Origin of the sequence: Amycolatopsis kentuckyensis, assembly GCF_041679295.1 — a bacterium.
Classification (GTDB): Bacteria; Actinomycetota; Actinomycetes; order Mycobacteriales; family Pseudonocardiaceae; genus Amycolatopsis; species Amycolatopsis kentuckyensis_A.
This window is the reverse complement of the sequence record NZ_JBGDMD010000014.1, coordinates 136,058-159,905: the sequence shown is the minus strand read 5'-3', so window position 1 is coordinate 159,905 and position 23,848 is coordinate 136,058. Positions and strand designations below refer to the sequence as shown.

The following is a 23,848-nucleotide window of genomic DNA, read 5'->3' as shown; positions in this document are numbered from 1 at the left end:
GTTCAACGAGGAGGAGTGACGTGGGAGAGTTCGTAACCCTCGAGGTCAAGGACGGGGTCGGCACCATCCGGCTCGACCGGCCGCCGGTCAACGCCCTGAACGCCCAGGTCACCGCCGAGCTCGCCGAGCTGGCGAAGGAGGCCACCGAGCGCGATGACGTCCGCGCGGTGATCCTCTACGGCGGCGAGAAGACCTTCGCGGGCGGCGCGGACATCAAGGAAATGGCCTCCCGCGCGTACCCGGAGATCGCCAAGTTCGGCGCGAACCTCACCGGCACCCTCGCGGCCATCGCGAACATCCCGAAGCCGGTCGTCGCGGCCATCACCGGGTACGCCCTCGGCGGCGGCCTCGAACTGGCGCTCACCGCGGACTGGCGCGTCGCCGGCGACAACGTCAAGGTCGGCCAGCCCGAGATCCAGCTCGGCGTCATCCCCGGCGCCGGCGGCACCCAGCGCCTCGCCCGGCTGATCGGGCCGAGCAAGACCAAGGACATCGTCTACACCGGACGGTTCGTCAAGGCCGAAGAGGCGCTGCAGCTGGGGATCGTCGACCAGGTTGTCGCCCCGGACGACGTCTACGCGGCCGCGCACAAGTGGGCGGCCCAGTTCGCGAACGGCCCGGCCGTCGCGCTGCGTGCGGCGAAGGCGGCCATCGACGGCGGCCTCGACACCGACCTCGCGAACGGGCTCAAGCTCGAATCGCACCTGTTCGCCGCGCTGTGGGCGACCGAAGACCAGCGGAACGGCATGAAGTCGTTCATCGAAAACGGGCCCGGCAAGGCCACTTTCGAAGGGAAATGACGCCTTGACCGACGTGAACGACCCGGCTCCGAACCCGCACGCCACCGCCGAAGAGGTCCAGGCCGCGTACGCCGACCCCAAGCTGGCGAACGTGCTCTACCACGACTGGGAAGCCGGCACCTACGACGAGAAGTGGTCGATCTCGTACGACGAGCGCTGCATCTCCTACGCCACCGACGTGTTCAACGCCGTCGCGGGCGAGGACGGCCAGCCTTACCAGCACGCGATGGAACTGGGCAGCGGCACCGGCTTCTTCCTGCTGAACCTGATGCAGGGCGGCGTCGCCAAGAAGGGCTCGGTCACCGACCTCTCGCCCGGCATGGTCCAGGTCGCGCTGCGCAACGCCGAGAAGCTCGGCCTCGACGTCGACGGCCGGGTCGCCGACGCCGAGCGCATCCCGTACGACGACAACACGTTCGACCTCGTCGTCGGGCACGCGGTGCTGCACCACATCCCGGACGTCCAGGCGGCGTTCCGCGAGGTGCTGCGCGTGCTCAAGCCGGGCGGCCGGTTCGTCTTCGCGGGCGAGCCGACCAAGGTGGGCGACTTCTACGCGCGCAAGCTCGGCCAGTTCACCTGGTTCCTGACGACCCGCGTGACGAAGCTGCCCGCGCTGAGTGGCTGGCGCCGTCCGCAGTCCGAACTGGACGAGTCGTCCCGCGCGGCCGCGCTGGAAGCCGTGGTCGACATCCACACGTTCGACCCGTCGGAGCTGGAGTCGTGGGCCCGCGGCGCCGGCGCCCAGGACGTCCGCGCGGTCACCGAGGAGTTCGCCGCGGCGCTCGCTGGCTGGCCGATCCGGACGTTCGAAGCCGCCGTGCCGCAGGAGAAGCTCACCGTGCGCTGGCGCCTGTTCGCCTACCACCTGTGGCTGCGGCTGTCCGCTGTGGACAAGAAGGTGCTGTCGAAGATCCTGCCGCGCGAGCTGTTCTACAACGTGATGATCACCGGGACCAAGCGGCCGTCCTGAATTGGGTTATTCGTTCAGCCTCGGCGACGTCGCCTACCTGCGTTCGGGCGCGGGTGTGGCGGCGCTCGCCGAGGTCTCGGCCCTGCCGCTGACCGACCGGATCGCTTCGGTCGCCGCTGTTCGCCGTCTCGTGGGCGAGGAGCACGCGGCCGCGGTGCTGGAAACCGTTCTGCTGCGCCGGAAAGCCGTGTCCAAAGTGGATTCGGACGGCTGGCTGTTCACTTCGGACGCGCTCCAGCAGGCGAGCGCGTCGATCGTGGCGCGGCACCGGGCCGCGCGGCTGGCGGGGCTCGACGTCCACGACGTCACGTGCTCGGTCGGCGCCGACCTCGTCGAAATCGCCCGGGTGGCGCGGCGCGCGCTCGGGTCCGATCTGGACCCGGTCCGGCTGGAGATGGCGCGGCACAACGGAAGCGCGGCCGGTGTCGCGTTGGGGCTCGTCCGCGCCGACGCGCTGCGGCCGGTGAGCCGTTCGGGCGTCGTCGTCGCGGACCCGGCCCGGCGTGACTCCGCCGGACGGCGCGCGTGGAAACCCGCCGACTTCGCCCCGCCCCTGGACGGCTTGGTCGACGCCTACCCGGGACGGGCGCTGTCCGTGAAGTGTGCGCCCGGCCTCGACTTCGCGCTCACGCCGTGGGCGGACGAGGTCGAACTGGTTTCCCTGGACGGTCAGGTCCGCGAATCCTGCCTCTGGCGCGGCCTGGGCACCGGTGTCACGCGCCGGGCGACCGTGCTGCGCTCGGACGGGACACAGTGGACGGTCACCGACGCCGAACCGGACGAACTGCCCACGCGCGAGCCGGGGGAGTGGATCGTCGACCCCGACGGCGCCGTCGTCCGGGCCGGGCTGGTCCGGCACTACGCGGCGCGGCACGGCTTGTGGCAGCTGGACGAGCGCATCGCGTACCTGACCGGTGACACCCCGCCGCCGGGTGTGCGGGCCTTCCGTGTCCTGGAACACGGGCCGTACACGGAGAAGGCGCTGAAGGCCGTCCTCAAGAGACACGACGTCGGGCGGCTGGAAATCCTGGTGCGGGGCCTGGACGTCGACCCGGACGCGTTGCGGCGGCGGCTGAAACCCCGTGGTGGCGCGGAAGCCTCGGTGGTGCTGACGCGGGTCGGGCGGTCGCCCGTGGCGTTCCTCTGCCGCGCCGAGAGGTGAACGGAAACTTTCGAGGGGTGGAACTCCCGGTGAACGTGACGTAGGTTCCCCGGGTCGTCAAAGTTCCACTGGAGGGTTCGCCGTGTCCGGAAAATGGTCAAGTCTCGTCAAGCTCGCCGCCGCCGCGGCCATCGGCGCCACCGTCGCCTCGGGCGCGACCGCGCTCGCCGGGTCGGACGACGCGACCGCCGCCCGCTCGAAGGAGCCGGCCAACATCGGCCAGGTCAAGAACGACGTCAAGGCCTACTACGGCGACTACCTCGACGCCGCGGGCAAGCACCACTACTCCGAGACCAGCCAGTTCGCGAAGGACAGCAACCGCGTCGTCTCCGACGCGAAGCGCTACCTGCAGCAGCAGCTCGGCCGCGTCAAGAACCCGGCGATCGTGCTGGACGTCGACGACACTTCCGAGATCACCTACGGCTGGGAGGCCGACAACGACTTCGGCTTCGACCCGGTCAAGCAGCAGCAGGCGATCGACAACGGCACGTTCGTCGCCAACAAGCCGGTGCTGGAGCTGGCCAACTGGGCCTCGCAGCGCGGCGTCAAGGTCTACTTCCTGACCGGCCGCAACGAGTTCCAGGGCCCGCAGTCGCTGAAGAACCTGGCCAACGAGGGCTACCCGGCCCCGGCGGGCGCGTTCTTCAAGCCGAAGACGACCGCGCCCGACTACCTGCCGTGCGGCCTGACCTGCAACACCGTCCAGTACAAGTCCGGCACGCGGGCGCACATCGAGGCGACCGGCGCGAAGATCGTGCTCAACGTCGGTGACCAGTTCAGCGACCTCGAGGGCGGGTACGCGCTGCGTCCGATCAAGCTGCCGAACCCGATGTACTACCTGCCCTGAGCCGGAATAACGGCCGGGCCCGGGGTGCTGCTCCTGGTACACGATTCTCTCGAGGAGCTGACATGCCGGAGAAGAAGGTGCTGGTCCCGGGCCCGGACCACCCGATCACCGTCGAGCCGACCAAGGCGCGCGTCGTGGTCAAGGCGGGCGGGCGCGTCATCGCGGACAGCCGCAACGCGTACACCCTGCAGGAGTCCACGTACCCGGCGGTCCAGTACATCCCGCTGGCCGACGTCGACGCGAGCGTGCTGGAGCGGACCGACCACGAGACGTACTGCCCGTACAAGGGCGAGGCGAGCTACTACTCGCTCAACGCGGGCGAGGTGAAGGGCGAGAACGCGGTCTGGACGTACGAGAAGCCGTACGACCCGGTCGCGCCCATCAAGGACCACGTCGCGTTCTACCCGAACGTCGTGGACTCGATCGAGCTGGTCGAGGACTGAGCTGGACCTCGATCTGCTGCGGACGTTCCTGGCCGTTCACCGGGCAGGTTCGCTGACCGGCGCGGCGCCGTCGCTGGGACTGTCCCAGCCGACGGTGACCGCGCAGGTCAGAGCCCTGGAAGAGGAGCTCGGGCAGCAGCTGTTCGTCCGCCGGGCGAGGGGCGTGACCCCGACCTCGGCGGCCGACGAGCTGGCGGCCCGCATCGCCCCGCACGTGGACGCGCTTTCCGCGTTGACGGTCGGCGAAGCCGACCCGTTCGCGGCGCCGGTGCACCTGGCCGGGCCGGCCGAGCTGACGACAGTGCGAGTCCTGCCGGCTTTGTCGGGCCTGGTCGCATCCGGACTCCAGCTGAGGGTGACGTTCGGCCTGGCCGACGACTTGCTGGCGGGCCTTTCCCAGCGCCGGTTCGACCTGGTCGTGTCGACGATCCGCCCCCGCGGCCGCGGTCTGACGGCGACCCCGCTGACGGACGAGGAGTTCGTGTTGGTGGGCCCCCGCGGCTTCACCGGCGACCCCCGTTCGGCGCCGCTGGTGGCCTATGCGGAGGACTTGCCGATCATCCGCCGTTACTGGCGATCGGTGCTGGGCGTGCGGCCACCGTCCGGGCCCGCGGTCGTCGTCCCCGACCTGCGGGGTGTGTTGGCGAGCGTGCTGGCCGGGTTCGGGGTGAGCGTGCTCCCGCGGTACCTGTGCGCGGCCGAGCTGGCTTCGGGGTCGCTGGTCGCGTTGCTCGAACCGGAGGAACCCCCGATCAACACGCTGTTCGTGGTCACCCGAGCGGAGCCCTGCCGGGCGGGGCCCGCGGCAGTACGGGACGCACTGCTCGCGGACGCCGCCCGCTGGTGACTCAGCCGGTGTACCCGGCGAAGATCTTCGCGAACTCGTACTTCGACTGCGGCACGTTGGTGCACTTGTACAGCGCGCCGGTGCACGCGTTCGCGTCGCGGCCGGCCTCCCAGAACGACAGCATGCCCAGGTGGACCGTCTTCGCGAACGCCACCAGCGCCTTCGCGTCCTTCTGGTAGAAGATCTCGTTCTGCGAGTCGTTGACACCGATCATCGGGGTCACGCCGACCTTCTTCCACGCCGCCGCGTCGCTCAGCCCGTACAGCGACTTCAGCTGCGCCTGCGTCGCCTTGGCCGCGGAAATCGCTTTCGCGCCCTGGTCGCCCGCGCCCTGGTAGTAGTCCATCGCCATGATGTTCACGAGGTCGAGGTTCACCCCGGCGTCCTTGGCCGACTTGATGACGTTGAGGCCGTCGGCGGTCAGGCCGCTCGGCAGCACCGGCAGTGTCAGCGAGATCTTCAGGCCCGGGTGGTTGTTCTGCAGCGTCTTCAAGGCCTGCGACCGGCGGGCGATCGTCGTCGGGTCGGCGATCGCCGCGCCCTCGATGTCGAAGTCGGCGTACTTCAGGCCGTACGCCTTGACGACGGCGTCGTACTCGGCCGCGACCTGCGCGGACGTGCTGCACGCCTGCGCCAGTTCGATGCCGGACGCGCCGCCGAAGGAGATCTTGACGTCGCCGCCGCCGTCCCGGATCTTCGTGATCTCGTCCTTCTGCCAGGCCGTGCGCGGGTCGTACGCGCCGAACCAGCTGGCCTTGCAGCCGTAGGAGTTGACGAACGCGAGCGTGAAGCCCTTGATGCCGCTCGCGGCCGACATCCCGGACAGGCTGGGCGACGGCCACGCGCCCATGTCGACGTAGGGCCCGACGGGGATCGGCGACCCGGCGGCGGCCTCGGCGGGGGTGCCGAGCCCGGTGCTCACGAGCGCGAGGCCGGCCAGCCCGGCCAGCAGGGAACGGAGACGCATGGTGGAACCTCCACGACGACGAGCGCGGCGGCGGGGACTTTCTGACCTGATTGGTATAGACCATTAACCGTGGTGTGGACCATCGGCCGAACGGGCTACCCCGGTGACCGGCGGTGAACACCAGTCGGTTCGACAGATGGCTGCGCGGCCGGCTCCCGTCACGCTGGGGGCATGAGCGAGAGCAACGAAGAGCCCCGCCGCTACAGCCGTCGCCGGCTCCTGGCCACCGGCGGGATCGCCGCCGGGGTGGGCGCGGTCGCCGGCGTCGCGGGCGGGGTCGCGTTCGTGCAGGGCGGGGCGTCGACGCCGCAGATCGGGCCGTCGGCGGCGCGGCGGTTCGCCGGGAAGGTCGTGCTGGTCACCGGCGCGACGTCGGGCATCGGCCGCGCGGCCGCCGTACGGTTCGCGGCCGAAGGCGGGAAAGTCGGTTTCTGCGGGCGTCGCGAGAACCTCGGCGCCGAGGTCGAGCGCCGGATCCGGGACGCGGGCGGCGAAGCGACGTACGTGCGCGCCGACGTCCGGTCCGAGGACGACGTGAAGCGCTTTGTCGACACGGTCGCGGCGAAGTACGGCGGCCTCCACGTGTGCTTCAACAACGCGGGCGTCACCATCCAGAAGCCGGTGCACGAGTACACCGCAGCCGAGTGGGACGACGTCGTCGGCACGAACCTGCGCGGGAACTTCCTGGCGCTGAAGTACGAGGTCCCGCACCTGCTGGCGGCGGGCGGCGGCACGGTGGTGGTGACGGCGTCGTCCAACGCGCTGGCCACCGACGCCGGCCGCGGCGCGTACACGGCGTCCAAGCGCGGCCTGGTCGGGCTGGTCCAGACCGCGGCGCTGGACTACGCGGAGCAGGGCATCCGCGTCAACGCGCTGGTCCCCGGCACAACGAACACGGAGCTGGTGCGCCGCGCGGGCGGCGCGATGAACCTGCCGGACGCGGTGTGGGACGCGATGGCGGCGAACTGGGCGAAGACGAACGTGCCGGGGCTGAAGCGGATGGCGACGGCGGACGAGATCGCGGTGTTCGCACTGGCGCTGGCCTCGGGCGACTTCCCGTACATGACCGGGGCGCAGCTGGTGATCGACGGCGGGAAGACCGCGCACGCCTAGACTTCCGGTGGTGCTGATCACGACGGAACGGCTCACGCTGCACGAGTGGGCCGAGGAGTACTTCGACGACTTGTTCGCGCTGGCCCAGCTCCCGGAAACGGTCCGGTACGTGGGCACGGGCGAGCCGTGGACCCACGAGTACACGCTCGCCAAGCACCAGGCGACGCTGGCCCACTGGGCGGCGCACGGTTTCGGCTGGTTCGCGGTATCGGCATCGCCCGGCTCGTTCGACGGCGTGGTATCGCTGGTGAGCCGCAGCGCGACGGAGTCCGGCTTGGCGGCACCGGCGGTGGAGATGGGCTGGTGGATCGCCCCATCGGGCTGGGGCCGCGGGTACGCGACCGAGGCGACGGCGGCGGTGCGGGACCACGTGTTTTCGTCCGGTTTCGCGGACCGGCTGCTGGCGGTGTACGAACCGGTGAACAAGGCGTCGGCGCGAGTGGTGGAGAAGCTGGGATTCGTGCCGCACAGCCGGTTCACGCTGGACGGGCGGGTCGAGCAGCGGGCGGTCTTGGACCGCCCGCGCTGACCCGCCCTCATCCCACTGATTCGAGCATCGTGATTTCGACGTAGACGTGCCCCTCGGGAACGACGACCTGGTAGGACACCTTCGGCTCGACCGAGATCCCGAGCAGCACTTTGCCGTTCGCGGTGATGTAGTAACCGTGGTGAGCCCGCGTGTACCCGGCCGAGATGGCCTTGTTCGCGAGCGCCCGGCGGACTTCGGTTTCGGTGCCGGGGCGGATCGTCTGGAAGTTCATCTGGGCCTGGTGGCCGATGACCGCCCAGCGCCGCCGGCTTTCCCGGACCAGTTCGCCGTCGCGGGCGCCGATCCGGTCGGCGAGCTTCCGCATCTCGCGCCACCGCCGGCGGACCGTGAATTCGCTGCTGTAGCCCGACAGCATCAGCACCGTCGTGAGGAAGAGGGCGATCGGGAACGCCCAGAGCAGCCACGGCCAGTAGCCGGTGGTCAGCCACAGCCCGCCCGCCACCAGGACGTACCCCACCAGCAGCCAGTAGCGTCCCCGCATGCGCCACCTCCCCCGGCCGAAGGATACGCCCGGATCAGGCCGGCGCCGGGATCGGCGCGTCGCCGATCCAGCGGTGCACCGCCTCCGCCAGCCCCTCCCGGTCCGCGCCGGAAGTCACCCAGGCCACGTGGCCGTCCGGCCGCAGCAGCACCGCCCCGACGTCCGAAGTGGACGGTGACTCGGCCGGCACGACGTCGAGTCCGGACCACGCGCCGAACGAACCGGTCAGGTCCAGCAACACCGGGCGCCCCGGATGCAGCAACGCGGCCAGGTGCGTCTCGCGACCGTCCACCACCAGCGGCACGTCCGGAGCCAGCCGCCCCGACCACGGGTGTCCGCCCGGCTCGTAACACGCGTCCAACCCCGTGATGATCTCCGCCAGCGCCCGGTTTCCCGCCGGGTGCGCGGCGATCCGGCGCAGCAAGTCGGCCCACGGCTCCGACGCGCACTCCTCCAGCGCCACCTGCGCCCGGGTGTTCGCCAGGATCCGCTCGCCCGCCGCGTGCCGCTCGGCGTGGTAGGTGTCCAGCAGTCCGGCGGGCGCCGTTCCCAGCACCGTCGCCGCGAGCTTCCAGCCCAGGTTGAACGCGTCGTCGAGGGCCACGTTCACCCCGATCGCCCCGGCCGGCGGGTGGATGTGCGCCGCGTCGCCCGCCAGCAGCACCCGGCCTTCGCGGTACCTCGACGCCAAGCGCGCCGCGTCGCCGAAGCGGGTCAGCCAGCGCGGTGACCGCAGCTCGACGTGCCGTCCCAGCACCGCGTCCACCTGCGTCTGAAGCTGTTCCAGCGTCACCGGCGCGTACTTGTCGGCCGGCGGGTCGTCCTCGCGGACCACGATCCGCACGTACCCCGGCCGCGGGATGACGAACAGCGTGCGGCCGTCCGGTCCGGCCGAAACCCCGTACGGCAGCTCGCATTCGACGTCGCCGAGCAGCGCGTACCAGCGCGCGTCGACGCCGGGGAAATCGATCCCGGCCTGCTTGCGCACCGTGCTGCGCCCGCCGTCGCACCCCACCAGGAAGCGCGCGGTGATCGTGCGGCCGAATCGTCCATTGTGGACGACGCTGGAAACGCTTTCCGGCGACTGCGTGAACGACCGCAGCTCGTGCCCCCGCAGGATTTCGACGCCGAGGTCGGTGGCCCACCCCTCCAGCACCTCCTCGACGCGGGTCTGCGGGATCCCCAGCGAGAACGGGTGATCGGTGGCCGCGCCGGCGAGCAGCAGCGGCCCGGGCAGGCCGGTGGCCGGCGCGTGCGGCACCTGGTGCCCCTCGGCGACCAGCCCGTCGGCCAGCCCGCGGCGCGCCAGCAGGTCCAGCGACCGCGAGTTGAGGTTGAAGCCGCGGCAGTACGGCGGCCGCGAAGGGTGGCGTTCGACGATCGTGGTGCGGACGCCCGCCAGCGCGAGCTCCCCGGCGACCAGCAGGCCGGCGGGCCCGGCCCCGGCGACCAGGACATCGGTTTCGAGCACGGTGGTTCCCCTCAGGAGTGGTCGGGCCACGGCAGCGAGCCGGAGCGGATTTCCGCGGCGGTGGCGCGGGCCCAGTCGAGCTCCGCCTGCCACGAGTGCCGGACGAACTCGACCTCGATCATGAACAGCCGCGGCGCACCCTTGCCGACGGTCTCGTCGAGCGCGGTGTTCGCGCCGTCGATGCGCTCGGCGAGGTGGCGCGCGCGTTCCTCGAGCGCGTCGGCCGCGCGTTCCGGGCCGAGCGCGCCGAGGTAGCTCACCGCCGCGACGAACTTCGGGTACTCGGCGACCGGCCGGCGGACCAGTTCGTCCAGCCAGGCGACGAACTCCTGGCGGCCGAGCTCGGTGTGCGCGTAGACGGTCCGCTCCGGCCGGTTGCCCTCCCGGACCGTCTCGACGGGCTCGATCCAGCGGTGCTTCGCCAGCGACTCGACGGTGTCGTAGAGCGAACCCGGGTTGATCTTGAAGCTGCTGTCCTTGTAGCGCTCGCGCAGCGTGGACGCCATTTCGTACGGGTGCATCGGGCGTTCCAGCAGCAGGCCCAGCAGGGCCAGCGCGAGGGTGTTGCGGATCTTGCGTGACGGCACTAGTCGCTCCCTATTACTCGGAACCGACTATACGGCGTTCGTCAAGACAGGCGGTCAGGCCCGAGATTGCTCCCGCAATCGCGCGGCTTGCGTCAGGAGATACCGCTGTTCCGGCGTGTTCGTCGTCCGCGCCGCGGCGGCGTCGTAGTGCCGGACGGCGGCACCGACGTCCCCGGCCAGCTCCAGCAGGTGCGCGCGGACCGCGTCGAGCCGGTGCCCGGTCAGCTCCAGCGTCTCCAGCAGCGCGAGCCCGGCCGCGGGGCCGTCCACCATCGCCGTCGCGATCGCGCGGTTGAGCGTCACCACCGGGTTGTCCGTCAGCCGCTCCAGCAGCCGGTAGGTCCGCAGGATCCGGTCCCAGTCGGTGTCCTCGACGCGCGGCGCGATGTCGTGCGCGGCGGCGATCGCGGCCTGCAGCCGGTACTCGCCCGCGTCGCCGAGCGCGAGCGCCTCGGTGACCAGCGCGACGCCTTCGCGGATCTGCGCGCGGTCCCACTTCGTCCGGTCCTGCTCGGCCAGCGGCACCAGCTCGCCCGCCGGCCCGGTCCGCGCCGGGCGCCGCGCGTCGGTGAGCAGCATCAGCGCCAGCAGCCCGGTGACCTCGCCGTCGGCCGGCAGCACCGCGTGCAGCAGCCGCGTCAGCCGGATCGCCTCGCCGGACAGCTCGGTCCGCTGCAGCCGCCCGCCCGCGCTGCTCGTGTAGCCCTCGTTGAACACCAGGTAGAGCACGTGCAGCACGGACCGCAGCCGGGCGTCGCGCTCGTCGGCGGCGGGCAGCCGGAACGGGACGTCCGACGCCTTGATCCGCGCCTTCGCCCGGGTGATCCGCTGGGCCATCGTCGCTTCCGGGACCAGGAACGCCCCCGCGATCTCGGCCGTGGTCAGGCCGCCGACCGCGCGCAGGGTCAGCGCGATCGCCGACGCCGGCGTCAGCGCCGGGTGGCAGCACAGGAACAGCAGGACCAGGGTGTCGTCGCGATCCGGGACATCGGCCGGCGGCGGTTCCCACGCGACCGCGTCCTCCCGGCGGCGCCGGGCCCGGTCGCTGCGGAGCTGGTCGGTCAGCCGGTTGACGGCGGCCTGGATCAGCCACCCGCGCGGGTTGTCCGGCAGGCCGTCGGACGGCCAGTGCCGAGCGGCCGCGAGCAGCGCCTCCTGCACGGCGTCCTCCGCGGCGTCGAAGTCGCGAAAGCGCCGCGCGACGACGCCGAGGACCTGCGGCGCGAGCGTCCGCAGCAGGTCCTCGACCACGTCGGCGGCCATCAGGCGGGCGCGCTCATCACCTGGCGGACCTCGATCGGCTGCCGGATCGGCACGCCACCCGGCCCGGGCGCGGCCGACGCCTTCGCGGCGATCTCCAGCGCGCGCTCCTCGCTCTCGACGTCGACGACCCAGTAGCCGGCCAGCAGCTCCTTGCCCTCGGGGTACGGCCCGTCGGTGACCACGGGGCTGGTCCGGCCGTCGGAGACGACCGTCTTCGCCAGGTCGGGCCCGGCCAGGCCCTGGGCGTCGACGAGCTCGCCCTTGTCGCGCAGTTCGGCGTCGAGCGCATGCTGGAAGTCGATGTGCGCCTTGATGTCCTCCGGCGGCCATTCGCCCATCGGCAGGTCGCAGCCCTCGGCCGCGGTGTAGCTCATCAGCAGCATGTACTTCGCCATGATCGGCTCCTTCCCGCGCCCCGGTGGCGCGTTCACGGGAAAGGACGGAGCCCGCCCCGCGGTCTCTACGTGGTTTGCCGATTTTCCGGCCAAATCTTCGCCAGCCGCTTCGGCGCCCGGCACAACCAGGCTTCGACCAGCACTTCTTCGAGCGTCGGGAGGTCGATCCGGTCGAGCTCGACGAGGATCGCGGGGAAGCCGCGGAAGTGCGGGGTCGTGAAGAAGACGGCCGGGTCGTCGGCGATCAGCGCGTCCTTGACCCCGACGTCCGGCAGGTAGGCGCAGAGCACCGGCCCGGTGGGTGCCCGCGCGCCCAGCGCCTCGACGTCGGCCTTGCGCAGCGGGCGCTCCCAGGCGAACCCCTTCTTGCCGATTTGCCAGGCCAGATACCCGCGGGAGCTGTCCTCGACGACCTCGGGCAGCCCGCGCGCGATCCGGCCGGCGTCGTCCCAGCCGGCCATGGAAGTCAGGATAATCGCCGAAGTGACGGGGGAACTGAAACGCGCGCGCCTGGGAGTCTCGATCGTCTTCGCCGTGTGCGGGGCGGCGTTCGCGACCTGGCTGGCGCGGGTGCCGGCGGTGCAGGAACAGCTGGGCCTGACCACGGGACAGCTGGCCACCGGCCTGTTCGGCCTGGCCTTCGGATCGGTGGTCGCGCTGCTGGGCGCGGGGGCGCTGCTCACCCGGATCGGCAGCCGCGCGGCGGTCGTGCTCGGCGCGGCCGTGCTGTGCGGCGGGCTGCCGCTGGTGGCGTTCGCGGGGTCCGCGCCGGTGTTCGTGGCCGCGCTGGTCGTGCTCGGCGTGGGCAACAGCCTGCTCGACGTCGCGATGAACGCGCACGCGGCCCGCGTCGAGGAGGGCTACGGGCGGCCGATCTTCGCCGGTTTCCACGCGTTCTGGAACATCGGCGGCCTCGCGGGCTCCGGCGTGGACGCCCTGATGGAGGCCCTGCGCATCCCGGTTTCGGTGCACTTCCCGGTGGCCGGCGCGGTGCTGCTGGCCCTCGCGCTGTGGGGCCGCGCGCTCTTCCTGGCCGGAGCCGACCGCGGCCAGGGCGAAGCGGCGTTCGCGTGGCCTAGCCGGGCGCTGGTGCCGCTGGGCGTGATCGCGTTCTGCGGGTTCGTCGCCGAAGGCGCGGTCAACAGCTGGAGCGCGGTCTACCTGGCGGACGTCACGGGCGCGACGCCCGCGCTCGCCTCCCTGGGCTACTTCGCGTTCTCCGGGACGATGATCGCGGTCCGCCTGGTCGCCGACCGGATCGTGGGCCGCGTGGGCGCGGTGCGGTTCGTCCGCGTGGCGACCACGGTCGCGGTGCTGGGGTTCGCCGTGGTCCTCGCGGCGCCGTGGCCGGTGGCGGGGATCGCCGGCTTCGCGGTGGTCGGGCTCGGCGTGGCCGGGATCGTGCCGATCGCGTGGAGCGTGGCGAGCCGCAAGCAGGCGGACGCGCCGGGCCGCGCGGTGGCGGCGGTCGCCGCCTGCGGGTACCTGGGCTTCCTGGTCGAGCCGGCGCTGGTGGGCGCGCTGGCGACGCGGGTCGGGCTGCACTGGGCGTTGTCGTCGGCGGTCGTGGTGACGTTCGGGATCCTGTTCCTGGCGCCGTCGCTGCGGGTCCGCGAAGGAGCGCTCACACGCTGAGCAGCCGCTTCAGCCCCTCGGCGGACGGCGTGCCGGGCGCCGCCGTGTAGACGAGGAGCCGGTGCTCGTGGCCGGGCACGGCGAGGATCTCGCAGTCGAGTTCCAGCGGGCCGGCGACCGGGTGCACGGTCCGCTTGGTCAATGTCCGCTGCACGACGACTTCCCGCTCCGCCCACAGCGAGGCGAACTCCGGGCTCTCGGCCAGGAGGTCGTCGACGAGCGCGCGCACGGCGGGATCGGCCGGGTAGCGCCCGCTCGCCCGCAGGTCCGCGACGCACAGCCGGGCCAGTTCGAGGCGGTTGCCGGTGATCGCGTCGCCGGTGTCGAACAGCCGCCGCAGCCGGTTGCGCCGCCGCGGCGGCCACGTGGCCGGGTCGCCGATCAGCGCGACCAGCATCCGGTTCCAGGCGACCAGGTCGTACGCCGCGTCGATCACCATCGCCGGCACGTCACCGAGGCGGTCGAGCAGCCGCAGGACGTTCCCGGGCACCGGCCGCGGCGAGGCCGCGGGAGCGGGACGCGCCAGCCGCAGCAGGTACGCGTGCTCGTCGCCGGTCAGCCGCAGCGCGCGCCCGAGCGCGGTGAGGACCTGCTCGGACGGCTGTGGCCCGCGGCCCTGTTCGAGCCGCACGTAGTAGTCGACGGAGATGCCGGCCAGCAGCGCGACCTCCGTGCGCCGCAATCCCGGCGTCTGCCGCCGCGCGCCGGGCACCAGGCCGACGTCGGCCGGTTGCAGCCGGGCCCGGCGACTGCGCAGGAACCCGCTCAGCTCCACCCTGTCCACGGTGCCATCATCACCCCGCGCCGGGGTGGTACCGCCAGTGCCTACCCCGGTCCGCGCGGCGGCGGCGAGCCTGGACGCATGACGATCTTGGTGACCGGCGCCCGCGGGAACGTCGCCCGGGCGCTGGCTTCGAATCTGCTCGAAGCCGGACACGACGTCCGCGCGGCCGGCCGCGACCCGGGGCGGGCCGAGCTGCCCGCCGGGGTCGAGGTGGTCGCGGCCGACCTCGCCCGGCCGGAGGGCTGGGACGCCGCGCTGGCCGGCGTCACGAAGGCGTTCCTCTACGCGGGTACGGCGGGCCTCGGCGGGTTCCTCTCCCGGGCGACCGGCCTGACGCAGGTCGTGCTGCTGTCCGCGCTGGGCGCGGACCCCGCGTCGGCGGACGCCATCACCCGCGCCCACGGCGAAGCCGAGCAGGCCGTGCGGGAGTCGGGGCTGCCGTGGACGTTCCTGCGGCCCGGCGGGTTCGCGGCCAACCGGCTGCTGTGGGCGGACTCCGTCCGCGACGGAGTGGTGCGCGACCCCTTCCCGGACTCGCACTCGGCGTTGATCCACGAAGCCGACATCGCCGCCGTCGCCGCTCGCGCGCTGACGTCGTCCGGGCACTTCGGCGCGACGTACTCGCTGACCGGGCCCGAGTCGCTCACCGTGCGGCAGCAGGCAGCGGTGCTCGGCCGGGTGACCGGAGCGCCGGTCCGCGTCGAAACCCAGGACCTCGACGACTACCGCCGGGAGCTGACCGCGGCGTTCGCGGCCCGCGGGCTCGGCAGCGTCGGGTCGGCCGAAGTGGTCGAAGCCCGGATCCGGCGGCTGGCGGCGCTGGTGGACCGGCCCCAGCCGACGACGGAGACGGTCCGGGACGTCACCGGCCGCCCCGCCCGGGGCTTTGCCGAGTGGGCTGCCGATCACGCCGCCGCGTTCACGCGCTGAGCGTCTCGCGCAACAGCCGCCGGACGGCCTTGCGGTCGCCGTCGACCGTCACCCGGCCGTCGGCGATCGCCGCGTCCAGGTCGGACGGCACTTCGAGCAGCGCGTTCAACGTCGGCGGGTCGGTCTGGATCGTCGCGTCCGGCGCGGCGGGCTCGCCCGGCTCGACCGTCAGCCGGCCCGGCTCGGTGCGGACCGTCCACACGCGACTGTCCAGCTCGACGCGGTGGCACGCCGTCGACCGCGGGCGGGCGAAGCCGCGGAGGAACAGCAGCACGGACGTGGTGCCCAGGTGCGCCGACGGGGGGAGGGAGAGCCGGGCGCCCCACGCGCCCAGGGACAGCACGATCGGCTCCAGCTCGCGGCCCCATTCCGTCAGCTCGTAGACCGTCGAGGCCGCCGGGGGTGGCAGTTGCCGGCGGGCGACGACGCCGTGGCCTTCCAGCTCGCGGAGCCGGTCGGTGACCAGGTTCGAGCTGGCGCCCGGCAGCGCGCGGCGGACGTCGGAGAAGCGTTGCGGCCCCAGCAGCAGCTCGCGCACGACGAGCAGCGCCCAGCGTTCCCCGACGACGTCCAGCGCGCGGGCGATGGTGCAGGCGTCTCCGTAGCTGCGGCTTGTCGGCATGGTCGTAATCTACAACTTGATGGTTGTTTTTAACAACTATAGCGGCGTACGGTGGCCGCCATGGGAAATCCGGTCGTGCACTTCGAGATCATCGGCACCGACCCGGCGCGGCTTCGCGGGTACTACGGCGAGCTGTTCGGCTGGGAGTACGACACGTCGGGGCCGGTGTCGGCCCAGGTGTCCGAAGCGGGCAACTACGGCTTCGTGGAGACGGACGGCATCCCGGGTGGCGTCGGCGGCGGGACGGAGTACGAGAGCCACGTGGTGTTCTACGTGGGCGTCCCGGACGTCGCGGCCGCGCTGGCCGACGCCGAACGCCTCGGCGGCACGCGGCGGATGGGCCCGGACCGCGCGCCCGGGCGCGACCTGGTCGTCGCCCACTTCACCGACCCGGAGGGCAACCTGATCGGCCTCGCCGGCCCGGCCTGAGGAGTCAGTCCGCCGCGTTGGCCCGGTCGATCTCCGCCATGTGCTCCTCGGCCCAGTTCCGCAGCGCGGCCAGGGGGATCTCCAGCGACCGGCCCAGGTCGGTCAGCCGGTAGTGGACCTTCGGCGGCACCGTCGGCTCGACGCGGCGGGCGACCAGGCCGTCGTTCGTCATCGAGCGCAACGTCACCGACAGCATCTTCTGCGAGACCCCCGGCATCCGCCGTTGCAGCTCGGCGAACCGCACCTCGCGGGGGTCCGCCTCGGCCAGCACCTTCACCACCATCGACGTCCACTTCGTGCCGATCCGGTCGAGCAGCCGGCGCGTCGGGCACGCCGGGTCGAACAGGTCGCCGCGCGGGGAGGGGGTCACCTGGAGCTCACCACCTGTCGGGAAAGTGCCGTCTTGGCCGTCGCCGGCAAGTTACCTACGGTTTTCTGGTAACCAATGGTAACTGCTCAGGGAGAGACATGCTGGTGAACGGCATCGAAGTCGGCGTCACGGTCACCGGGGAGGGCCCGGCCGTCCTGCTGCTGCACGGCTTCCCGCACACCCGGCGGCTGTGGACCGAAGTCGTCCCACGGCTGGCGCGGCGCCACCGCGTCATCGCGCCGGACCTGCGCGGCCTCGGCGAGTCGGAACGTCCGCCGGACGGCTACGACGCGGGCACCCTCGCCGCCGACGCCGAAGCGCTCCTCGACGCGGTAGGGGAGCCGACGGCGGCCGTCGTCGGCATCGACGCGGGCGCGCCGCCCGCGTTCATGCTGGCCATGCGACGCCCCAAGCGCGTCCGCCGACTCGTCCTGATGGAGTCGCTGCTGGGGCGCCTCCCGGGCGCCGAGGACTTCCTCGCGGGCGGGCCGCCGTGGTGGTTCGGGTTCCACGCCGTCCCGGGACTCGCGGAGACCGTCCTGACCGGACACGAAGGCGAGTACGTCGACTGGTTCCTCAACGCGGGGACGCGGGGCCGCGGGCTGCCGCGCGAGCTCCGCGACCACTTCGTCGCCGCGTACACCGGACGCGACGCCCTGCGTGCCGCGTTCGCCCACTACCGCGCGATGCCGGTCAGCGCCGGGCAGATCGCGGACGCCGTCGCGGCGGGCCGGGTCACGGTGCCCACGATGGCGATCGGCGCCCACCCGGTGGGGGACGCGCTCGCCCGCCAGCTGCGGCCGGTCGCCGACGAACTCGTGACCCACCTCGTCGAGGACTGCGGCCACATCATCCCGCTCGACCGGCCGGACGCCCTGCTCCCGCTGCTCGAGCCGTTCCTTGACCTCGACCTCGCTGGAGCTCCGACACTCGTGTCGTGACGATCTGGATCTGCGGAACCTGCGGGGTCGAGCACCCCGACACCGAACGACCCCCGGCCGGCGACTGCGCCATCTGCGCCGACGACCGCCAGTGGGTGCCCGCTTCGGGCCAGGTGTGGACGACCCTGGACGACCTCTCGGCCGGCGCTCACGAAGTCGTCCACGAGGAACTGGAACCGGGGCTGCACCGGTTCAACCGGGAGCCGCCGTTCGGCATCGGCCAGTGGACGCACCTGGTGCGGACGCCCGAGGGCAACCTGCTGTGGGACCCGCCGAACCACCTCGACGCGGCGCTCGCCGACCGGCTCGAGGAGCTGGGCGGGGCCGCGGTGATCGTGGCGAGTCACCCGCACATGTACGGCTCCCAGGTCAGCTGGAGCCACCGGCTCGGCGGCGTCCCCGTGCTGGTGCACGCGGCGGATCGGCGGTGGGTGCGGCGCGAGGACCCGGTGCTGCGCGAGTGGTCCGGCACCGAGCGGGTCCTGCCGGGCGTGACGCTGATCGAGGCGGGCGGGCACTTCCCCGGCGCCGCGGTGGCCCACGTCGCCAACGAGACCGGCGGCGTCTTGCTGGTGGGCGACACGATGGTCCCGGTGGCGGCGGCCGGCTGGGTGACGTTCATGCGCAGCTACCCGAACAAGATCCCGCTGTCGGCGGGCCTGGTGCGCCGGATCGTGGACCGGCTGGAGCCGTACGAGTTCGACCGCCTCTACGGCCTGCTGGGCGGAACGATCCTGGGCAACGCCAAGGACGCGGTCCGGCGGTCGGCAGAGCGGTACATCGCCTGGGTGAGCGGGGAAAACGACCACCTCGGCTGAGTCGCGCCGGCGGGCGTCGAGGGATGCGGCTCGCGAATCGTGGGCGCGTCAGCCGCGCAGGCGGGTGTTGAGCCGCGCGGCCTGCCGGGTCAGGTGGTCCCGCTCGGCCAGGTTCGGCGCCTTGCTGGCCGCCTCGGAGTACAACCGGGCCGCGGTCACCAGGTCGCCGTCGCGCTCGTGGAGGTACGCCGCCACCGCCGTGTGCCGGGGCAGCGTGTCGTCCACCTCCGCGAGGGCCGCGAGCCCCGCGCGCGGTCCGTCCGCTTCACCGACCGCGACCGCGCGGTTCAGCCGGACGACCGGGCTGTCGGTCAGCTTCGCGAGCTCGTCGTACCACTCGACGATCTGCACCCAGTCGGTCTCGCCGGCCGTGGGCGCGTCGGCGTGCAGGGCCGCGATGGCCGCCTGGGCCTGGAACTCGCCCAGCCGATCACGGGCGAGCGCGGCCTGCAGGATTTCGACGCCCTCCGCGATCGCCGTCGTGTCCCAGCGGCCGCGGTCCTGCTCGGCGAGCGGCACCAGGCTGCCGTCCGCCGCGATCCGGCCGGCGCGCCGCGCGTGGTGCAGCAGCATGAGCGCGAGCAGCCCGGCGACCTCCGGGTGGTCGATCGCGGCCGCGAGCTGCCGGGTCAGCCGGATGGCCTCGGCGGCCAGGTCGACATCGCCGGAGTAACCCTCGTTGAAGACGAGGTAGAGCACCCGCAGCACGGTCGCGACGTCGCCGGGCTGGTCGAACCGCACGCTGCTGACCGTGCGCTTCGCCCGGCTGATCCGCTGCGCCATGGTCGCTTCGGGGACCAGGTACGCCTGCGCGATCTGGCGGGTGGTCAGCCCGCCGACCGCGCGCAGCGTCAGCGCGACCGCCGACGACGGCGTCAGCGACGGGTGCGCGCACAGGAAGTACAGCTGGAGCGTGTCGTCCACGGTGGACACCGGCCCGGGCGCCGGCTCGACGACGTCTTCGCGCCGCCGGCGGGCGCTGTCCGACCGGGCCGCGTCGAGGAACTTGCGCCACGCCACGGTGACCAGCCAGCCCTTCGGGTCGCGCGGCGGATCGGCCGGCCAGACGCGCAGGGCCTCCACCAGCGCGTCCTGCACGGCGTCCTCGGCCGACGCGAAGTCGGCCCCGCGCCGGACGACGATCCCGAGCACGTGCGGCGTCAGGCCGCGGAGCAGGACTTCGTCCATGCTCAACCGACCCTTTCTGCCAGCTCGACGATGAGCCCCGCCGGTCCGCGCAGGTAGCAGAGGCGGAAGCTGTCCTCGTACTGCGCGATCTCGCCGACGAGCTCGCCACCGTGCTTGGTCAGGCACCCGACGCAGTCCGGGGTCCGCATCATCGCGATGTCCGAGCGGACCCCGTCCAGCCCGTTGATGAGGTCGACCACGCGGCCTTCGACCGTCATGTCGCCTTCCGGCCGGAGCCCGAGCTCGGCGAAGAACGCCGTGGAAAGTTCCCCATGGTTCCCCCTGTCAGACGGACTGGCGCTCGTCGCGCCGGCGGACGAGCTCTTCGACGGCCGACGGCAGTGTCGTCTCGAAGTCGATCAATTTCGCCCACGTCGGCGTGACCACGATGCGGACCATGCCGTCGTAGAGCGACCGCACACCCGCCTCCCACTCGACGCGCTGCTCGGGCGTCATCTCGTAGGTGCCGTTGAACTGCAGGTATTCGTCCGGGATGCCGTCGACGACGTCCAGCTCGACCGTGCCGCGGATCAGCAGGATCTTCGGCGGGTGCACCTCGGTGTCGATCGTCAGGGCGACCGCCGGGTTGCGGCGCAGCGCCGGCAGCTTGGGCGCGTTCGTCGACGTGCACAGCACGAGCTGCGAGCCGTTCCAGGTGAACCCGATCGGGATCGAGCGCGGGGTGCCGTCGAGGGCGGTGTAGGCGAGCCGGGTCAGGTCGCGGGCCAGCAGCTCGCGGCTCAGCGGGCGGTTCAGGACTTCGTCGATGGCGCTCTGGTCCATGGCGTCACTCCGTGATGGTGGTCGCCGGGCCCCAGAACGGGCGAAGCTCGAGCCATTCGGCGACCGGCTCGCCGCCCTTGCCCGGAGCGGCCGACAGCTCCGCGGCCAGCTCGAGGGCGCGCTCGTAGCTGTCGACGTCGATGATCGTCCAGCCCGCGATGAGGTCCTTCGTCTCGGCGAACGGGCCGTCGGTGACCGGCGGGCGGCCCTCGCCGTCGAACCGGACCCAGGTGCCCTGCGGGGCGAGCGCCCGGTGCTCGACGAACTCGCCGGTCTCCTCGAGCCGCTTCCCGAAGTCCTCCATGTACTTGATGTGAGCCGAGATTTCCTCCGGCGTCCACTGGTCCATGGGTGCGTCGTTGACCGATGCCGGAGCGCCTCGGTAGTGCTTCAGCAGCAGGTACTTGGCCATCGCGGTTCTCCTCGGTGCGGGTGCGGCCCATTTTGGCCGCGTTCGCACCGGGGACGCACCCGATCGCGCGTTCTCGACATCGCCCGGGAAAGTTTTTTTCAGGCGGTCGGGCGGCCCGCGCCGGCGTAGTCGTCGCCGTCGCGGCGGTAGGAGTGGACCTGCACGGCCTGGCCGGTCTGCGGCGCGTCGATCATCTGCTGGTTGCCGATGTAGAGGCCGACGTGGTGGATCTTCGTCGCCGGCTCGCCGTAGAAGATCAGGTCGCCGAGCTGCGGATCGGTCACGTGCGGGACGCTCCGGAACTGCGTGTCGGCCGTGCGCATCAGCTTGACGCCGGCGCTGCCGTACGCCGCCGTCGTCAGGCCGGAGCAGTCGAAGCCCGGGTCGTTGCCGCCGGTGCCGTTGCCGCCCCAGATGTAGGGGAGCCCGATCTTGTCGATGGCGAAGTTCACCGCGCTCAGTACCGCCGGGTTCGGCGCGGCGGAGCCCTGGCCGACCGTGCCGTAGACGTTGACCGTCGCCAGCGTCCGGTGCAGGAACAGCGGCGCCGACTGCAGCTTCGCGACCGCGTCCCACCACGGCTGGCCCTGCGACAGGTCGGTCGCGCCGTCGCACAGCGCGCGGCCGGTGGTCAGCGCGGCGTCGTCGATGTTCTGGACATCGGGCTTCCCGCCCGCGTAGCTCGCCTGGTACTTCGCCCAGAGCGCGGGGGAGAGCTGCATCGGCCCGGCGGCGTTCGGCGTCGAGACGACCTTGTTGTAGAAGTCGTGCACCTCGATCGTGCCGAGCGGCTTGTCGAGCACGCCGGTGGTGCCGATCTGCCCGCCCCGCGCCCGGCCGTGGTCGGAGGTCACCTTGCCGACCGCGGCGAGCGTCACCCAGGAGAGGTGGCAGCCGGGGATGTCCTTGCCGATTTTCGTCGTCGCCTTCGCGTAGCCGACCATCGCGCGCAGCGGGACGTCGAGCCACTGGCTGGTCTTGGACGCCCAGGCGTCGAACTCGCTCGCTTCCGGCACCTTCGGCGGCGCCGACGTCTGCGGGGGCGTGGTCGATTTCGGGACGGACGGCGTCGGCGAAGGCGTCGACGTGACCGTCGCGGCGGCGTTCGTCGTCTCCTGCTGCTTCGGCGCGAACTGGACACCGACCACGAGCGCGGCGGCGACCACGACCACCGCGGCCACCACGACGGCGGCTCTCCGGCGACGCGGCTCCTTTTCGGACGATTCTTCGGGCACGATCTCGGGCTCGTCGCTCACCGCGCGGCCCCGGTCAGCCGGTCGAGGACGAAGCCGCGCAGGCCGTCGAGGTCGGTGTCCATCGCGACCTCGATCGGGCGGCCGGGACTGAACTGCGGATCGTCCTCGCCGAGCTTCCGCCGGTCGACGAGCGTCTGCCCGCGCGCCGGCCCCAGCCCGCAGTCGACGTCGACGCGGTAGGTCTCGGTGTGCAGGATCCCCGGCGAAATCGCCTCGGCGACCGCGACGGCGTCGTGCATGACCATCCGGTCTTCGCCGAATACGCGCGTGTAGTGCTGCCGGTAGGTGGACGTGAGGCCTTCGAGGGTGGCGCCGACCGGCCCCGACGCCGCGAGCTTGGCCAGCCACTCGCCGTCGACGGCGCAGCGGTGCGTGAGGTCGAGCGGCACGAGCACGACCGGGACGTCCTCCTCGACCAGTACCCGGCGGGCCGACTCGGGGTCGCTCCAGATGTTGAACTCGGCGGCGGTGGTGCTGTTGCCGAACGTCACGCCGCCGCCCATGATCACCAGCCGCCCGATCTTCGCCGCCGCGCCCGGGTGGGCCGCGAACAGGGCGGCGATGTTCGTCAGCGGCCCGATCGGGGCGATGGTCACCGGCTCGTCCGAGGCTTCGAGGATGTCCAGCATCAGGCGGACGGCGTCGCGCTCTTCGAGCGGACGGGTCGCCTCGGGCAGCGTGTAGGAGTGGCCCGAGAGGCCGTCGCCGCCGTGGACCTCCTTGGCGTCGCGTGGTTTCGAATGGACCAGCGGCCGGCTCGCCCCGGCGGCCACCGGCACGTCGGTGCGGCCGAACAGCTCCAGCAGGCGGCGCGCGTTCGACGTCGTGCGGTCGAGGGGGACGTTGCCGAAAACCGACGTCACGCCCAGCAGGTCGACGTCCGGGGACAGCGCGGCCAGCGCGATCGCCAGCGCGTCGTCGACGCCCGGGTCGGTGTCGATGATCAGCTTCGTGCCCATCCAGCTCCCCTTGCCCGTGAACCCGTCCCGTACACAGGTTACGGTCACGGGCATGACGTCGATGTGGGGTGCGCCCGCGCTGTCGCGGGTGCGGGCCTGGCGCCGCGCGCGGCAGGACCCGCGGCAGGCGAAGTTCCTGACCGCCGACTCGCTGCGCTGGGTGCTGCGCAACCGCGCGTACACGCCCTGGTACCTGGTCCGGTACTACCGGCTGCTCAAGTTCCGGCTCGCCAACCCGCACATCATCCTGCGCGGGATGCTCTTCCTCGGGAAGGACGTCGAGATCCACTGCCGGCCGGGCTACGGGCGGTTGGAGATCGGCCGCTGGGTCCACATCGGCGACGGCAACGCGATCCGCTGCCACGAGGGTTCGCTGCGGATCGGCGACAAGTCGGTGTTCGGCCGCCAGAACGTGATCAACTGCTACCTCGACATCGAGCTCGGCGCGGCCACGCTGGTCGCCGACTGGGTGTACATCTGTGACTTCGACCACGTCATCTCGGACATCCACGTGCCGATCAAGGACCAGGGCATCGTGAAGTCGCCGGTCCGCATCGGCCCGGACACGTGGCTGGGCACGAAGGTCAGCGTGCTGAAGGGCACCCGCATCGGCCGCGGCTCGGTGCTGGGCGCGCACGCGGTCGTCCGCGGCGACATCCCGGACTACTCGATCGCGGTCGGCGCGCCGGCGCGAGTCGTGCGTAACCGCGAAGAGGACTACGCGGCCGACGCGGCCCGTCGCGAGGCTGTCGCGGACATGGCGCGGAAGGCGAACAAGGCGCTGCAGAAGACACTCGAGCAGTAGATCTACTCAGGACTCGTGGT

30 protein-coding genes are annotated in these 23,848 nt (G+C 72.1%); 14 read left to right on the top strand and 16 right to left on the bottom strand.

Annotated features, from left to right (window positions below; genetic code table 11):
- Positions 1-20 precede the first annotated feature (20 nt).
- The 6 genes from ACERZO_RS43900 to ACERZO_RS43875 all read left to right on the top strand — a co-directional run bounded on the left by ACERZO_RS43900 (position 21) and on the right by ACERZO_RS43875 (position 5,069).
- Positions 21-800, top strand: a complete 780-nt coding sequence (locus tag ACERZO_RS43900) for an enoyl-CoA hydratase/isomerase family protein (RefSeq protein WP_372671911.1) — start codon at positions 21-23, stop codon at positions 798-800.
- A gap of 4 nt (positions 801-804) precedes the next feature.
- On the top strand, positions 805-1,770 hold the full coding sequence (locus ACERZO_RS43895; protein WP_372671910.1) for a class I SAM-dependent methyltransferase: 966 nt from the start codon (positions 805-807) through the stop codon (positions 1,768-1,770).
- Position 1,771: 1 nt separating this feature from the next.
- Positions 1,772-2,932, top strand: a complete 1,161-nt coding sequence (locus ACERZO_RS43890) for a class I SAM-dependent methyltransferase (RefSeq protein ID WP_372671909.1) — start codon at positions 1,772-1,774, stop codon at positions 2,930-2,932.
- A gap of 82 nt (positions 2,933-3,014) precedes the next feature.
- A complete protein-coding gene (locus tag ACERZO_RS43885; protein ID WP_372671908.1) occupies positions 3,015-3,779 on the top strand; it encodes an HAD family acid phosphatase in 765 nt (254 codons plus the stop codon).
- Between the two features lie 62 nt (positions 3,780-3,841).
- On the top strand, positions 3,842-4,222 hold the full coding sequence (locus ACERZO_RS43880; protein ID WP_372671907.1) for a DUF427 domain-containing protein: 381 nt from the start codon (positions 3,842-3,844) through the stop codon (positions 4,220-4,222).
- A 1-nt stretch (position 4,223) separates the two neighbouring features.
- Positions 4,224-5,069: a LysR family transcriptional regulator gene (locus tag ACERZO_RS43875; protein WP_372671969.1), complete on the top strand. Its 846-nt coding sequence runs from the start codon at positions 4,224-4,226 to the stop codon at positions 5,067-5,069.
- A gap of 1 nt (position 5,070) precedes the next feature.
- On the opposite strand, the gene ACERZO_RS43870 is transcribed toward ACERZO_RS43875, so the two are convergent.
- The gene (locus tag ACERZO_RS43870) at positions 5,071-6,036 is read right to left on the bottom strand and encodes a chitinase (RefSeq protein ID WP_372671906.1); all 966 of its coding nucleotides are present in this window, start codon (positions 6,034-6,036) and stop codon (positions 5,071-5,073) included.
- 171 nt (positions 6,037-6,207) lie between these two features.
- Here ACERZO_RS43870 and ACERZO_RS43865 point away from each other — a divergent pair, with 171 nt between their 5' ends.
- Positions 6,208-7,149 (top strand): SDR family NAD(P)-dependent oxidoreductase, encoded by a 942-nt coding sequence (locus tag ACERZO_RS43865; RefSeq protein WP_372671905.1) that lies wholly within the window; start codon positions 6,208-6,210, stop codon positions 7,147-7,149.
- Between the two features lie 10 nt (positions 7,150-7,159).
- Positions 7,160-7,678, top strand: coding sequence for a GNAT family N-acetyltransferase (locus tag ACERZO_RS43860; protein ID WP_372671904.1), 519 nt, complete (start codon positions 7,160-7,162; stop codon positions 7,676-7,678).
- Positions 7,679-7,685: 7 nt separating this feature from the next.
- Here ACERZO_RS43860 and ACERZO_RS43855 read toward each other — a convergent pair whose 3' ends face one another.
- The 6 genes from ACERZO_RS43855 to ACERZO_RS43830 all read right to left on the bottom strand — a co-directional run bounded on the left by ACERZO_RS43855 (position 7,686) and on the right by ACERZO_RS43830 (position 12,357).
- Positions 7,686-8,180, bottom strand: coding sequence for a hypothetical protein (locus tag ACERZO_RS43855; protein WP_372671903.1), 495 nt, complete (start codon positions 8,178-8,180; stop codon positions 7,686-7,688).
- Between the two features lie 34 nt (positions 8,181-8,214).
- Positions 8,215-9,651, bottom strand: coding sequence for an FAD-dependent monooxygenase (locus ACERZO_RS43850; protein WP_372671902.1), 1,437 nt, complete (start codon positions 9,649-9,651; stop codon positions 8,215-8,217).
- A gap of 11 nt (positions 9,652-9,662) precedes the next feature.
- Positions 9,663-10,238: a PadR family transcriptional regulator gene (locus tag ACERZO_RS43845; RefSeq protein ID WP_372671901.1), complete on the bottom strand. Its 576-nt coding sequence runs from the start codon at positions 10,236-10,238 to the stop codon at positions 9,663-9,665.
- 54 nt (positions 10,239-10,292) lie between these two features.
- Positions 10,293-11,501: an RNA polymerase sigma factor gene (locus tag ACERZO_RS43840; protein WP_372671900.1), complete on the bottom strand. Its 1,209-nt coding sequence runs from the start codon at positions 11,499-11,501 to the stop codon at positions 10,293-10,295.
- Entirely contained in the window at positions 11,501-11,896 is a 396-nt protein-coding gene (locus tag ACERZO_RS43835; RefSeq protein ID WP_372671899.1) for a YciI family protein, read from the bottom strand. Before ACERZO_RS43835 ends, ACERZO_RS43840 begins: the two co-directional genes overlap by 1 nt.
- Before the next feature lie 65 nt (positions 11,897-11,961).
- Complete coding sequence (locus tag ACERZO_RS43830; RefSeq protein ID WP_372671898.1) at positions 11,962-12,357, bottom strand: MmcQ/YjbR family DNA-binding protein; 396 nt, start codon at positions 12,355-12,357, stop codon at positions 11,962-11,964.
- Between the two features lie 22 nt (positions 12,358-12,379).
- Between ACERZO_RS43830 and ACERZO_RS43825 the strand changes: the two genes are divergently transcribed.
- A complete protein-coding gene (locus tag ACERZO_RS43825) occupies positions 12,380-13,531 on the top strand; it encodes an MFS transporter (RefSeq protein ID WP_372671897.1) in 1,152 nt (383 codons plus the stop codon).
- On the opposite strand, the gene ACERZO_RS43820 is transcribed toward ACERZO_RS43825, so the two are convergent.
- Positions 13,521-14,315 carry a helix-turn-helix transcriptional regulator gene (locus tag ACERZO_RS43820; protein WP_372671896.1) on the bottom strand — a complete coding sequence of 265 codons (795 nt, stop codon included), beginning with the start codon at positions 14,313-14,315 and terminating at the stop codon, positions 13,521-13,523. The genes ACERZO_RS43825 and ACERZO_RS43820 overlap by 11 nt on opposite strands.
- A 78-nt stretch (positions 14,316-14,393) precedes the next feature.
- On the opposite strand from ACERZO_RS43820, the gene ACERZO_RS43815 reads away from it, so the two are divergent.
- Positions 14,394-15,245, top strand: a complete 852-nt coding sequence (locus ACERZO_RS43815) for an SDR family oxidoreductase (protein ID WP_372671895.1) — start codon at positions 14,394-14,396, stop codon at positions 15,243-15,245.
- On the opposite strand, the gene ACERZO_RS43810 is transcribed toward ACERZO_RS43815, so the two are convergent.
- The gene (locus ACERZO_RS43810) at positions 15,235-15,867 is read right to left on the bottom strand and encodes a winged helix-turn-helix transcriptional regulator (protein ID WP_372671894.1); all 633 of its coding nucleotides are present in this window, start codon (positions 15,865-15,867) and stop codon (positions 15,235-15,237) included. The genes ACERZO_RS43815 and ACERZO_RS43810 overlap by 11 nt on opposite strands.
- Before the next feature lie 60 nt (positions 15,868-15,927).
- On the opposite strand from ACERZO_RS43810, the gene ACERZO_RS43805 reads away from it, so the two are divergent.
- Complete coding sequence (locus ACERZO_RS43805; protein ID WP_372671893.1) at positions 15,928-16,296, top strand: VOC family protein; 369 nt, start codon at positions 15,928-15,930, stop codon at positions 16,294-16,296.
- A gap of 4 nt (positions 16,297-16,300) precedes the next feature.
- On the opposite strand, the gene ACERZO_RS43800 is transcribed toward ACERZO_RS43805, so the two are convergent.
- On the bottom strand, positions 16,301-16,666 hold the full coding sequence (locus ACERZO_RS43800) for a winged helix-turn-helix transcriptional regulator (protein ID WP_372671892.1): 366 nt from the start codon (positions 16,664-16,666) through the stop codon (positions 16,301-16,303).
- Positions 16,667-16,764: 98 nt separating this feature from the next.
- Here ACERZO_RS43800 and ACERZO_RS43795 point away from each other — a divergent pair, with 98 nt between their 5' ends.
- Together ACERZO_RS43795 and ACERZO_RS43790 are read left to right on the top strand one after the other, a co-directional pair.
- Positions 16,765-17,607, top strand: a complete 843-nt coding sequence (locus ACERZO_RS43795) for an alpha/beta fold hydrolase (RefSeq protein ID WP_372671891.1) — start codon at positions 16,765-16,767, stop codon at positions 17,605-17,607.
- Complete coding sequence (locus ACERZO_RS43790) at positions 17,604-18,425, top strand: hydrolase (protein WP_372671890.1); 822 nt, start codon at positions 17,604-17,606, stop codon at positions 18,423-18,425. Before ACERZO_RS43795 ends, ACERZO_RS43790 begins: the two co-directional genes overlap by 4 nt.
- A 48-nt stretch (positions 18,426-18,473) precedes the next feature.
- Here ACERZO_RS43790 and ACERZO_RS43785 read toward each other — a convergent pair whose 3' ends face one another.
- From ACERZO_RS43785 to ACERZO_RS43760, 6 genes are all read right to left on the bottom strand, one after another.
- On the bottom strand, positions 18,474-19,613 hold the full coding sequence (locus tag ACERZO_RS43785; RefSeq protein WP_372671889.1) for an RNA polymerase sigma factor: 1,140 nt from the start codon (positions 19,611-19,613) through the stop codon (positions 18,474-18,476).
- Positions 19,614-19,615: 2 nt separating this feature from the next.
- Positions 19,616-19,831 carry a hypothetical protein gene (locus ACERZO_RS43780; protein WP_372671888.1) on the bottom strand — a complete coding sequence of 72 codons (216 nt, stop codon included), beginning with the start codon at positions 19,829-19,831 and terminating at the stop codon, positions 19,616-19,618.
- A gap of 67 nt (positions 19,832-19,898) precedes the next feature.
- Positions 19,899-20,396 (bottom strand): pyridoxamine 5'-phosphate oxidase family protein, encoded by a 498-nt coding sequence (locus ACERZO_RS43775; protein WP_372671887.1) that lies wholly within the window; start codon positions 20,394-20,396, stop codon positions 19,899-19,901.
- A 4-nt stretch (positions 20,397-20,400) separates the two neighbouring features.
- Positions 20,401-20,808: a YciI family protein gene (locus ACERZO_RS43770; RefSeq protein WP_372671886.1), complete on the bottom strand. Its 408-nt coding sequence runs from the start codon at positions 20,806-20,808 to the stop codon at positions 20,401-20,403.
- A 98-nt stretch (positions 20,809-20,906) separates the two neighbouring features.
- Positions 20,907-22,043 carry a C40 family peptidase gene (locus ACERZO_RS43765; RefSeq protein ID WP_372671968.1) on the bottom strand — a complete coding sequence of 379 codons (1,137 nt, stop codon included), beginning with the start codon at positions 22,041-22,043 and terminating at the stop codon, positions 20,907-20,909.
- Between the two features lie 17 nt (positions 22,044-22,060).
- On the bottom strand, positions 22,061-23,023 hold the full coding sequence (locus tag ACERZO_RS43760) for a nucleoside hydrolase (protein WP_372671885.1): 963 nt from the start codon (positions 23,021-23,023) through the stop codon (positions 22,061-22,063).
- 52 nt (positions 23,024-23,075) lie between these two features.
- Between ACERZO_RS43760 and ACERZO_RS43755 the strand changes: the two genes are divergently transcribed.
- The gene (locus ACERZO_RS43755; RefSeq protein WP_364457597.1) at positions 23,076-23,828 is read left to right on the top strand and encodes an acyltransferase; all 753 of its coding nucleotides are present in this window, start codon (positions 23,076-23,078) and stop codon (positions 23,826-23,828) included.
- The last annotated feature ends 20 nt before the right edge of the window (positions 23,829-23,848 follow it).